Source organism: Mycobacterium sp. SMC-18 (genome assembly GCF_045310895.1).
Lineage (GTDB): Bacteria > Actinomycetota > Actinomycetes > Mycobacteriales > Mycobacteriaceae > Mycobacterium.
In genome coordinates this window covers 15,678-27,888 of the sequence record NZ_JBJIAL010000037.1, presented here as the reverse complement: position 1 = coordinate 27,888, position 12,211 = coordinate 15,678, and the positions used below count along the sequence as shown (strand labels likewise).

General features: G+C 65.2%; 9 protein-coding genes. All 9 read right to left on the bottom strand.

The features are described 5' to 3' along the window. Nucleotides 1-45: 45 nt before the first annotated feature. A complete protein-coding gene (locus tag ACJH6J_RS23875) occupies nucleotides 46-594 on the bottom strand; it encodes a hypothetical protein (RefSeq protein WP_406775356.1) in 549 nt (182 codons plus the stop codon). A 406-nt stretch (nucleotides 595-1,000) separates the two neighbouring features. Continuing rightward, nucleotides 1,001-2,851 (bottom strand): type II toxin-antitoxin system prevent-host-death family antitoxin, encoded by a 1,851-nt coding sequence (locus tag ACJH6J_RS23870; protein WP_406775355.1) that lies wholly within the window; start codon nucleotides 2,849-2,851, stop codon nucleotides 1,001-1,003. Nucleotides 2,852-2,949: 98 nt separating this feature from the next. After that, entirely contained in the window at nucleotides 2,950-4,314 is a 1,365-nt protein-coding gene (locus tag ACJH6J_RS23865; RefSeq protein ID WP_406775354.1) for a PPE domain-containing protein, read from the bottom strand. A 105-nt stretch (nucleotides 4,315-4,419) separates the two neighbouring features. Next, nucleotides 4,420-5,238, bottom strand: a complete 819-nt coding sequence (locus tag ACJH6J_RS23860) for a DUF2637 domain-containing protein (RefSeq protein WP_406775353.1) — start codon at nucleotides 5,236-5,238, stop codon at nucleotides 4,420-4,422. Nucleotides 5,239-5,288: 50 nt separating this feature from the next. Beyond that, on the bottom strand, nucleotides 5,289-5,678 hold the full coding sequence (locus tag ACJH6J_RS23855; protein WP_406775352.1) for a hypothetical protein: 390 nt from the start codon (nucleotides 5,676-5,678) through the stop codon (nucleotides 5,289-5,291). Then, the gene (locus ACJH6J_RS23850; RefSeq protein WP_406775351.1) at nucleotides 5,675-6,412 is read right to left on the bottom strand and encodes a hypothetical protein; all 738 of its coding nucleotides are present in this window, start codon (nucleotides 6,410-6,412) and stop codon (nucleotides 5,675-5,677) included. The genes ACJH6J_RS23855 and ACJH6J_RS23850 overlap by 4 nt, the downstream gene beginning before the upstream one ends. Further along, nucleotides 6,412-7,221, bottom strand: coding sequence for a DUF4326 domain-containing protein (locus ACJH6J_RS23845; RefSeq protein ID WP_406775350.1), 810 nt, complete (start codon nucleotides 7,219-7,221; stop codon nucleotides 6,412-6,414). The genes ACJH6J_RS23850 and ACJH6J_RS23845 overlap by 1 nt, the downstream gene beginning before the upstream one ends. A gap of 104 nt (nucleotides 7,222-7,325) precedes the next feature. After that, on the bottom strand, nucleotides 7,326-9,380 hold the full coding sequence (locus tag ACJH6J_RS23840) for a hypothetical protein (RefSeq protein ID WP_406775349.1): 2,055 nt from the start codon (nucleotides 9,378-9,380) through the stop codon (nucleotides 7,326-7,328). Further along, entirely contained in the window at nucleotides 9,377-12,199 is a 2,823-nt protein-coding gene (locus tag ACJH6J_RS23835) for an ATP-binding protein (RefSeq protein ID WP_406775348.1), read from the bottom strand. The genes ACJH6J_RS23840 and ACJH6J_RS23835 overlap by 4 nt, the downstream gene beginning before the upstream one ends. Nucleotides 12,200-12,211: the final 12 nt, after the last annotated feature.

The following is a 12,211-nucleotide window of genomic DNA, read 5'->3' as shown; positions in this document are numbered from 1 at the left end:
CGCGTCGGGCGGTCTTGACCTTCCCGTGTCCAACGCTCAGCCGACTTATGGGCGCCAACCCCTGACCACATCACTGTGCCGCGTGTCTGCCGGCCACCAGAACAGGTTGCTGCGCAGGAGGTACCGCAGGTCGTGCCAGCCGATGTCGTACACCGACGTTGGCGGATCGGCGTCCAGGTCGAATCGGCTGGGTCGCCACGATCTGCCCGGAGTGGTCGGTTGTGCCACAGAGTTCTGCGGTAACCACACGGGGTGTTCGGCGACCTCGGCCACGATGACTGTCTGCTGACGTTCATCTTTACGATTCGGGACCGGTCGATCGTTCTCGTCGGTGATGACCGCCGCCACCGACGCGATTTCCCGGTCGTGCAGGAAGCGCGCGGCGCTCACCGCCAGGTCACGCGCATCCCAGCGGTCCAGTTCAGCATCCCCTGCCAGGTAGACGACCGCTAGCGTTCCCTGGGTGTCTCCCGGGGTCCAGTACTGCACGATCGGCGTCCTGTTCGGGCGCGGCGGCCTCAGATACCGGTAGATGTCGGGTACAGGCTCGGCCGCAACGAACTGCGCCCGCAGCAAGTGGCTGGCCCCACCCAAGCTGGTGGGTGTAGGCGAGCACAGTGGATATACACGCGGGATGCCCCGATGCGGTACCCGCCGGTTGGCCCGCGAGTGTGCGCAGTAGTCGAACACCTGAGCCAATGTCCACAGGTTCGCTTTCCCACGACCGGCCACCGCGGGTTCGGGAAAACTGTTGTCCCCACAGGCATAGTTTTGGACGCTCCGCACCGTCACGCCCAACTTGGACGCGAAGTCCGCCGTCGACACCATCGGCACATGCCAGACCGATGCCGACGCTAGCGTGCGCTCTGGCTCGTCAAAGTCGTCGACGTGCACCTGGCGGCCCTTCTGTTGGACTATCGAATTCCGAACATCGGAAATATGGAGGCGAATCATGCTCCTGCCCAGCGCATTTCGACATACGCCCGGGTGTCGCTGACAATTACTGGTCCAGCCGCGGCGCTCCGACCGCCGCAATGCGTTCAATCAGGTAATCGCAAACTGTCTGTGCGCTATCAGCGTCGAGGTGATTGCCGGTGAAAAACAGCCGTACGGGTGTCGACTCGCCATCGCCGGCCGAGCCCAGGAACGCTGTGCCGCCCTCGGCTCGCGGGTCGGCGATGTTTGTCGAGCCAATCAATATCCGCGCGTCGGCCATCCAGATGGAGGCCAGCGCGAGCCGGAAGGCCGACGATCCGACGCGCTGGCCGGGCCAGTTGCGCTCAACAAGCTGTCTGAGCGTCTGTGCCGTGACGAGAAGATGCACTTTGAGTCGGTAGCTCTCGACGACATCGCGCAGGAGGGTGGGGTCCTGCATGAAGTACGGGTCGTCCACCTCATCGACAATGACGAGCAATTCCGGCTCTGCGTCCACCGTGGCGGCTTCCTCACGCCTTTTCAGCTCCGCACGAATCACGTCGCCGAATCCGGCCCAGTCTTCTGCCACGGTGATGTGCGGGAGCTTGGCTTCCTCGGTGAATTCTTCGGACCACTTTGAACGCACAATCACCTGTACCTGTTCCGGGCTGTAGAGCGCTCCGAGCGCCAACATGATGGTCCTGATCACCTCGCTCTTACCTGATCCTGTGCGCCCGACGACCAGGCCCGGCAGGGCGTTGTGGCCCAGTCTGGTCAGGTTCAGCACCGCCGGCCCGGTGCCGGAAAGGCCGAAAGGCACGACGACATCACCGTCGCTGACCGCCGACTCTGACCACCGGGGCTGCCAGGTGGCCACATCGTCGATGCCCAGTGCGTCGAGGAAATCCTGCGGGCTGGTCGGTTCGGGCATCCGCTGCGGCGGCGAATCGCTATCGGACTCTTCGGGTTTCGTGCTTTCCACGGCTGCGTGCGTTGCCACGATTTGGATCATGCGGCCGCCTGAGCGGCGCTCATAGAATTCGGCGTGGCCTGGCAGCCGTGATCCTGGCCGCACGTCATCGATGATCGTTTCTCGGGGACTGCCGTCCAGAACAACGACCGTCGCGCCGCCGACGTCCATGGCATTGATCAGCTTGTTGCTGCGGCCCTTGGCATTCCAGTTGTCGGATGTGATGGCGGCGATGACGTGCAAGTCCAAGAGACGGGCATTTTGAACGGGCTCGACCAGCGGCGCAAGGACTGTCGAGAGCGAGCTACCACCTGACAGTAGATGCAGGTCATCGACGATGAAGAACCACTTGGGCCGCACCGGATTCCATTCTCTGAGCTGTGCCGGAGTGAGATCGGGGGGCGGACGGCGCTGATCGAGCTTGTGGGCGAGCTCCTGCGCGGCTTGCGCGATCCGTTTGGGGTCGTACAAGTACACAGTGCGATACTCGTCGGTTAGCTCATCGGTCAGCCGCATATCCGGATCGAACACGACCACCTGGGCTTCCTGCGGGGTGTAACGCGCCATGATGGAGGCACAGACCGCCTGTAGGAACGTGGTTCGCCCGGACCGGTTGGTGCCGGTGCAGTAGACGTGCGGGTATTGCTCCAAGTCCAGCCACACGGTGCTCAGGTCGTCCTCGTCGATCCCGATCGGGATCGCGTGCCGTGGCGCCGAAGGGGGCAGCGGCGCGAGGTCGGCGAATGTCACGTGGGAGGGCATCGCCTGCCACGACTGTCCGACAGCGGCAGGGTCACCCTCGGCCGCTTTGAGTTTTTCCAGGTCGGCGATGCTGACGAGGGCGCCCGCTGGCGTGTTTCCTTTGACGATCACGAAGCGCCGGCCCGCGGCAACCTCTTTGAGCATCCAGGATGACTGCCGTGCCAGATCGGTCGCCGAAACCAGATCGCTCATGTCGATACGCATGATGCGAGCCTATCGCCGGCGGCCGACCTATGTCACTAGCTTTACGTAATTTTTTACGTAATTTTTTACGCATTCCCCGCTGTTGGGGGAACATATGCTTAGGCGGGCAGCACTTGGACCGGCGGTGGCGTCGGGTCGAACGGATCGACCTTCAAGTCCTTGCTGGGCAGCCAGATTCCCGTGTGCGGCAGATACTCTTCGTAGCCGTACTGCCCCAACGCGTCAGGTGGGAGGAACTGAGCTTTCGGGAAATCCGATTGCGGCACCCATGCGCCCGATCCTTTCCCTAGCTCCACCCACGGGACCGAGTTGCCGTGACTGTCAGTCAGCGGGGCCGGGCCGAGCGCGCCCGGCTCACGCAGTTGCAGTCCGGGCAATTCGTCCTGACGGACCCAGTTGCCTGAGCCGCGGCCCAGTTCCACCCACTTCGGCCCGTCCGGTGTCGGCGCCGGACCCAAGCCATTGGGGCCACGGATGATCGGTGCATAGTGGTGCTCGTCGCCCGGCTTGTAGTCCACGGCCTGAACACCCGGGGTGTTGCCACCGTCGGGGGCCGCACCGCTACTGCCGCCCCGGGCGATCGGTGGCGCGGTTTTCAGCGTCTGCGCCGCCGAGGACAGGCTGCCCTCGGCCACTTGGGTGTGGTAGTCGGCCATGGCGGTGGTTGCCTGAGTCTGCTTGTGCGCGATGTCTTGGGTGCGCATCTGCACTTCCGCGGCGTTCGCGCCCTTGGTCGCGGCGAACCGCTGCATCGCAGCTTGAAGGTCTTGATGCGCCTGGGCGAACTCGTGGGGAGAAGGGGTGTTGGCTTTGGCGGTATCGAAGCCTTGCGCGACCGTGCGCGCGTGGAGCGACAGCTTCTCCGCCTCATCCCCCATGGAGTCCAGCCAGGCAGCATGCTCCCGGGTATTCGCGCCAGCGCGTTGGTGACCGTCATCCCAACTGGCGTCAATGGCGTGCCCGGCGTTGATGATCGTTTGAGCCTGCCCGCGTAGCTGTTGGGCGTGGTTGGCCCAATGGTCAGCGAATTGGTGCAGGCTCGATGATCCCGGGCCACCGTAGAGCGCCTGTGCGTGGGCTTCGCCCGGCAGCGGAGCCGGAGCCGTCGGAACCGACGGGATCGCCGGGACGTCCGGGTGCGGTATCGATGGAATGGTGGGAGCGCTGGTGGCCGGACCCGAGCCGGAGCCGCCGTTGAGGATCGAGGACGCGTTGGCGTCGTCCTGGCCCTGCAGCATCAAGGCGGTGCCGGCGACGGCGAGCCCACCGACTTCCCGTAGCGCGCTGCCGTGGTTGAGCAGGGTGGCCAGCGCACTGGATGCGGCGTTGATTTGTGCGACAGCTGAAACCGAGGTGAGGTCGAGTCCGGGTGGTTCGGCAACCGCCGGGGTGTGCAGTCCTGCGCTGCCCGACAGCTGTCCGGCCGCGGCGGTCAGACCCGTGGCATCGAGAATGATCGTCATCGGTGTAGCTCCACATCGCTGGTCGATAAAAATGGATGGGGCCACTGCACCCCCTGACTCGATGATAATGGGGCCTGCGGGGGGTGTCGGACTCCAATTTTCTGGTCAGGATGCGACGGCGATCGGTTCGCCGCGCAGGACCGCCGCGCTGGCGTCGATGATCTTTCCGACGGTGTGATGCCCGATGCTCAGTCGCCGGCCGATGTCGCGGTTCGCCATGTTCAAGTCGTAGCTCATCCGCAGGACTTCTGAAACATCGTTAACGGCAACGTCCTTGACATTGACGATCGTCAGCACTTTGCCCGCAAGATCAGCGTATTTGCCCCGGCCCGGCTCGGTGGTGGCGGCGGGTAGCGCGGTGGGAGCGGGTTCATCGACCGGGGCTACGGCGGTGGTGTCGGGCCGCATGGTGGGCTCGGCGGTTTCAGCTTCGGCCCGTTCGGCGACGACCTGTGTCGCTGGTGCGGGTGCTTGGCTGGATTGTTTCGCGGCGCCACGGTGCCATTTCATGCTGAGCAGGATGGTGAACCCGTGAATGGTGAGTGCGCCGAAGATCGGCGCTACCCATCCGACTACCGCGCGCCAGATCAGGGGTAATTCCTGGTTTGGCGGCAGGATCGCGTGCAGGTCGTTGGCGATGATGCTGATGAGCAGGCCGCCGGCCAACACGCCCCAAAAGAAGCGTTTCTCGCGTTTGCTGCCGACGACGACGCCGAGGGTGGCCAGCACGGTGGCGCCGTCCAGTGCTCCGGGCCACAGCCAGGCTTGGTCTGGCGGCACGTGCGCGCGGGTGGCGATGTCTTTGAGGGTGCTAAAGCTCAGCCTGATCGCGGCGTAGCCGACGCCGATCGCCAGCAGGGCGGCCACTACCCGGATGAGGTTGATTGCCCACGGGGTCAGGGGCATGCGGTCGTCGGTGGACATGCGGGTGGTCCCTTCCAGAGCAGGTGTGTGATCGGTGGTGGCCGCCCGGGCTACGGCCGACCACCACCGTCGCCGGTGTGGCTAGGTGATGCGGCCACGACGTCGGGGCCGTTGTAGATCCAGTACACGCCTTTGCGGTTCTCACGGACGGTGCGCTGGATCAGCCCTTGGGCTTCCAGCGCACGCAGATGGCGGTAAATCCCGGTGTATCCGTGGGTGGCTCGTCGATATTCCACCAGATGCCAACTGCGGTGGCATTCAAGCACTTTCAATCCTGGACCGAGAGTGCTGCGGTGACATAGCTGTGCACAGGAATCGTTGCTGCGCTCCACTTTCCCGGGCATCCGCGCGGCCAGTTCAGCGGTTGCCAGCGCGACGGGGCTAGCGCACAGTTCAGCAATCAACTTGTCCCGCAGCAGCAACGTGTCGGCTGTGGTCATCGCTGTGCAGTCACCGACACACCGCCGGGCTGGTCAACGTACCGTCGTCTGCCGGGATTGCGGCGCCGCCGGTACAGCTTGGACGGCCGCGGAATGAGCAGGGCAAGGCCTTGTGCCACAGAGCCGTTCCTGCCGGCAATTTGTTTCAAGTATGCGCCAAGGTTGTCGGCACCCTCGGGCACCAGCGCCGCGACCGCGATAGCCAGCGATTGCAGCTCGTAGCGGGGCATGTCCTGAAGGCGCCGCCACACGTCGACTGGGCTCTCGCCCCCGTGCACAGCATCGATCAGGCTCATCGCACGCGCAAAGTCATTGCCGCACTGCTCAATCCGCCGCGCGTGCGAGGTATACACCACGGGCAGTTCACTTTCCCGCAGGTGGTAACGGATTTCGTCGGCTGTCTCCGATTCGCCATCTTCGAGCAACAATGCCGCCCGGATGATGGCCTCATCGGTCCACCGGTCGTGACGCCATCCGTCGGAAAGGAATTCCTCACGACGAAGCCGCAGAAGGGTGTGCAGTGGACCGCAGTCGATCCCGAAGAACTCGGCGACCTCGCCCAGCGAGGGGCGGGCGCGCCGCAGCTCAGTGCGCCCGGTGACCACCTCGTCGAGCACGGCGATCCGGGCCGCAAGTTTGTCGCGGCGCTTGCGTTCCCGATGCGCAGCCATCCGCTCAGCATTCATCCGCTGCTCAGCGTCGGTGTCGTAGGAGCCATCGAACATTGCGGTCATCAGCGTGTGCCTTTCTGCGAGGTGGCGATGTTGAGGAAACGGCGGCGGATCAGAACCGACCAGGACGTGGGGCGAAGGCCGACGAAGCCACGTCCCCAGGTGCGGCTGGCCAGCCGCTGCGGATGCGTGAAAACCCAGTGATAAACGGGCACGTTGTCGCGGACATGCGGCTGTCCCCATGGTCGGCAGCAGCCGCGTGAGCGGTGTACATCGACCAACATCGCTGCGCCGAGCCAGCCCTGCTGGTCGACGTGCCAGGACGTGTCCAAGCCTGCTCGAGTCGCCGCCGCAACACCGGCGCTGTCGATGCGGGTGCCGCCGTAGATCAGTACCGGTCCGCGGTAGTCGGTCGACCAGGTGCGGTTTTCAATCGTCTTGCCACCCAATGTCTCCGGAATGAGCAGCAGCGATGCCCACGGCCGCCGCAGCGTCAGTCCCATGGCGTGGCCTTCGGCGGCGAACGCGTCGCGTGGCGGGTTGGCCACGTCCAGCAGCACGTTGCGGTGGCAGGTGCTATCACCGAGAGCGCAGGTGCAGGACAGGTCGTGCCCGCCCAGTTGGCGGGTCGCCGCGATGCGGTCCGGTTGACCGGCCAGCCAGACGGCGTAGGCGGTCAGTGCCGACTGGCGCTGATCCTCCGTGCGGGCCTCGGCGGCGAACGGGTTGGCGAACTCAGTTTCAGCGCCCACCGATACCGCGCCGACGGCGGCGGGGTGGCCGGCCCGGTGCATGCGTGGCTGCGGTCCACGGTCGGTACGTGGCGAAGGCCAGTTGCCAGTCCGGTCGTGTGTGGTCAGTGCCATCGTCATGTCTCGCTCTTTCCGATAGGACGCCGGTCCGGTGCGGACGGCCGTCGCGCGGGTAGGTATGTGGTGGTCATCTGAAAATGGCTGCGTCGGTGGCGAAGGGTCGATCACTGGCGCTCATCGGGTCGTGGGGCCTGGCGCCCGGGCGGCGCCGTCGGCGGCGTGTCCACCGCCGGCGCCTGGGGTTTGGCCGAGCTGCTGTTGTGGCCCAACCCGTTGGGTGGCTGCCCGACACGGTTCTGGGGCTGCGCCGCAGGCTGATTGCCTACCGCGCGACCAGGTGCCGCACCGTGCGATCCGCCGCCATGTCCGTGCCCGTTGCCGTGGTGGAGGCGATGAGCCACCGTGGCGGCGGCTTTGGCGGGGACCGCGACCTCCGGGGCAACAGCGGTCGCTCCCGCCCACGCCGCGTCCTTGGCCGCGGTACGACCCGTCTGCGCGACGGCCGACCGGGCTCGTGAACCGCTTGACGGTGGCGGTGCGACGCCGTCTCCGGTGGGAGGCTTGGGCGATCGCGGTCCCGTGGGGGGCGCGGTCGGGGTGTTGCCGCCCGGCCGATTCGGACCGGCGCCACTGGCACTGCTGCCCGGGGTGCCCCGCCCGGGTCCGGTGGTGGGTGGATGGGCTTTGCGCCCCGGCGCTTTCGGCCCGGTGCCGTCGGGATCGTTCTCGCCCTTTCGGCCTTCGGCTCGCGACTTGCGGAAGTCCCGCAACCGATCGCCGGCACTCTTGATCACCCGCCCGGCGTAGTCGACTTCGTTCACGGTGCGGGCAGCCCCGGTGACAGTGCGGTACGTGCCCTTCACAGCCCGGATCGGGCCCGGAATACCGCGGTCGCCGAACATCCGCAGGAGGGCAATCCGGAAGGCAAACGCTCCTGCAACAGCGATGAGCGTCATCACCAGCACCTTGGCCAGAGGGTCGGTCATGCCGATCGTGCCGGGTAGCGTGCCTCGAGTCACGCCAGCCATGATGAGCACCAAGATTCCCAAACCGGCTGTGCCGGCGATCATTTCGGCGCCATGCAGCAGCATTCGTGCAGCTGCTTTCTTGGCTGCCTGCCGAGGCGGACCGGGGAAGGTTGCCATCGCCGCAGCAGGCACCAGGATCAGGACATTCCAGAAGGCTTTGAACCCGACACGGAATGCCTCCATGCCCATGTAGTCGACCGCGAGCAGGATGACGCAGATACCCAGATTGCAGCAGAAGAACAACCCGACGGTCAGAAAGTCGAGGTGCAGCGCGTGCTCGTACGCCTGCGGCGCACACGCCTTGATGTACGTCGCGGGGGCGTCGCCGATCCCGCTGAGCAGCCCTGCGTTGTATTTGGCGGCGCAGCCGGGGATGGTGTCGATCACCTGTCCGAAGGTCAGCAGTTGCATGATGTCGCGCACAAGGACGTCCACCAGCCAGGAGCACAGCGTGTCGAGTTGGGCGCTGGTGCCGCCGGCGGCGACCGGCCCATTGTTGACCACGCCCTGGGCGATCGAGTAACCAATGGATCGGCCCATCCCGAGCACCCCGTTGTCGCTGACGAGGTCGCCAACAGGGTCGCGCAGCAACACCCAAAACAGGATGAGCGCGACGAAGCCGCTGAGGATGATACCGATGCCAGCCGCGTATCCCGTTGTGAGGCAGATGAATCCGCCGACCACGACGCAGACACCGACGCCGGCGGCAAGCAGGTGCGTCCTGGCGACGATCATTTTGAGGGTTTCCACGATCGGCTCGGCGATGGCAGCCAGCCATCCCAGCCACACCACGCCCAATGCGAACTTGACGATCCAGATGCCCACCGAGCAGATGAAAATCAGGAACGCCGTCTCGGCGGCGAGTGCCTCGTTGAGCTGAGCATAGGTGCCGGCGGTTGCCAAGGACGACATGATCGCCGGCCCCCACGTCTCCGGTGAGACGCCGAACTGCGGGCCATTGGACCCGATCATCTCCGTCAGCGGCACCACGGCAACGAAGTGCGCGCCGATCGGCACGCCGTAGCTGTCATGCAGGCCGGTGAAATTCCATGCCGCCGAGAGGGTGTCAGCGGTCGCGTTCGGCGCGAAGTACACCGCGGTGATCGAGAACGCCCAGATCGCTTGGAACATGAACCATACCCGCCGAACGCGTGGCCGCGTGTACATCCACGCGGCGATGGTCTCGCTCATGCCGCCCACCCCTCGTCGGCCATATCGCGGGTGTCGAACGCGTCCACCAACTCCTGCTGCACCGGGGCGAGCATGTCGACCAGCCCAACGCGGCCCAGGTCATCGAACAGGTACGCCAGACCGCGTCCCTCCTGGACACGCGTGTCGAGCACCTCCGGGTATTCGTCGGGATTAATACCCAAGCGCCGGAACGATTCTCGTGCGTAATCACGGTCAGTCGGCTTGAACGGGGTGATGACCCGCATGGGGAGATTCTGGATGCCGATGCCCTCGAAATGCTCGACATACTGCGAGATTGCCAGCAGCCCGTACTTCTCTTTGCGGCCCTGTAGCCCCATACGCTCAGCGTCTTTGCGTCCCACCGGTGACGCGAAATACTCGCGCGCCTCCTCGGCGACGAGGAACCCGAAGGCATCCGGGCGACGTGTGCGGGGATCGGTGTAGGTCAAACGGGTCAGCGAGGCGATCATGCCGTACACCGCCAAACCTGCCCTGGCGCGGGGCGTTTGGCGTCGATAGAGGTGCACTTCCTCGGTCTCGGACGTCGATGGCAGCTGCAGGCCCCCGAGCGTCCAGATCACCGCGTCCTTTTCCGACAAGGGAGGTGCGGGCAGCGACTCGTCGAACATGGCTCGGCAGTAGTCTTTTTCGGAGAAATAGATCAGGCTGTCGGCCAGTTCCTCATACTCGGCGTATTCCTTGCGATCCAGGTTTTTGAACCAGCGGACCAGACCGCCAAGAGAATGTGCGACACCGTCGTCGGGGCGCAACAGCCGCGCGAACTGGCGCGCCGGTACGGACACCGCGTCCATGCCCATCATCGGCAACAAGTGGTCGAGGGTGTGCTCGACGGCGTCTTTGCCCGGGAAAATCTTGAGGCCGTCCAGCGACCACTGCCCGGCGACTGGGTCGATCAGGACCACGCGGTCGCCATGGTGTCGCAACGCCGGCACCCATTCGCGCATCGTGCCCGGCTCCATGATCGAGGCTTGGTGGCCGCGCTTGATGAGGCTGTCCACGACGCGCTTGCAGGACTGCGACTTTCCGCCGCCGGGCGCGCCGAACCACAGCATGCCCGGTGCTCCGCGCCGGTCCTTCATCCCCTCGAAGTCGAGCAGCACCATCTTGTTCCGGCGGGTGGCCAGATTGCGGGCGAACGGAATACCGGTGTCGTGGCCCAGGACCGAGGACACCAGCGGCGCGTAGCGTGCCCACTGCCGGGTGGTGGTCGGCTGTGAGAACTGACTGTGCGGGGCACGCCCTTCGCTGCCGGGATGTCCAATCTCCCACAGCGATGACTGTGCGCCGCCACGTGCGGCGAGAACCGTGTCCAGTTCCTCGGCGAAATGCGTCTTGAGCTGCTGCACAGCGTCCGCCCGTGCCGCTTCGGTCGCCGCCCCGATCGCCAGGACGGTTGTCGAATGCGTCGCCCGTTCCAGCGAGCTCGAGTTCAGTTCCCGCTCGTAGTCTTCGCCCGCGGCGTATCGGTCTGCCAGGTCCGCGTCACGGGCGCCTGAGGTCTGAAACGACTGGTCGTTGAGGTTGCGCTGTGCACGTTCGACCCGATTGAGCTCCTTTTCCCGGGCCGTAGTACTCACGTGCTGGTACCAGTCGCAATCGACGTCTGCGCCGAAGTGCACGTCGTAGGCGGATTGAAGGATTTCCGCGCCCGGAAAACGCAGTCCGCCGCGAGGCAGTTCGGCCACCGGCAGTAGGGTCTGGTAGCTGGAACCGGCGGGACCGCGAAGCACGACAACGGGTTTGCGCGATGGCCACGTCCGCCGCCACCACGAACGGTGCGCTTTGCGGGCGTGCTGGTCACCCTCGTCGAACTCGACAGGCAGCATCCACTCGAAATCGGAGGAGGTCAGCTGGCGGGGACCACCAGCGGCATGCGGGAAGGGCCGGGACACCGCTCCCCTGGTCCAGTGCCGCTCATACAGCCACTGGATTTGCTGCGGTGTTGCCGGCCGCGCCTGGAACTGCGCGGGAATCTTGCTGAGCAGTTCGTCGACGATCGCGCGGAACCCTTCGAGGGTGTCGGGAGCGTCGTGGTCGCGACCGACGACGGTGCTCGCGAATTTCGCTACTGCGCCGGCGCCGCTGCGGCCGGCCATGCCAGCATCGACCGGTATCCGGACACCGAAAACATCTTCGTAGAAAGGGTTTTCGCGTACGAATGGTTCCCACTGGCGGACCTCACGCACCCAGCGCGGCTGGTGCTCGCGGCCTTTGAGCATGCGTTGCAGCAGCAGCGTCGGGTCAACCCGTGCGGACATGCCCCAAAACACCATGCCCGACGGCAGCTGGCGGACCAAGGGGCGGTGGGCATTGGCAAGCACGCGGCGCTGCTCGAACGGCTCCATGCCACTGGCCTGACCGGAGAGGATAAAGTCCGCGTAGACACCACCTTTGGTGAAGACGAGGTTATCGATTACCGCTTTCGGCGGCGACTTCCACGGGTCGCGCTTACCGTTCGCGGCGGCCCGGCTCTGTGTGCCGATGAAACTGTTGAGCAGCCACAGCATCCGGTACTCCGGTGAGGGTCGGCTGATCGGAATTTGCCGGGCCAGGTACACCAGGAATGCTGTGAGGATCACACCGTAGATGAAGATGGACCTGGCGTGCCCGGAGTCGAACCAGTGGTAGGTGGCCCAGCAGGTGCCACCACCGAATACGACAACGGCGGCGCCGTCGTATCTGCCCCACGGCCCCAACAGAAGTCGGGTGTGCTCGTCCAGATAGCCGAGACGGATCGGGAAGTCCATCACACCGCCGAAGGAACGGGCGGTGCTATTTTCGTCGTAGTTGTCGCTCACGTGCGCATTCCC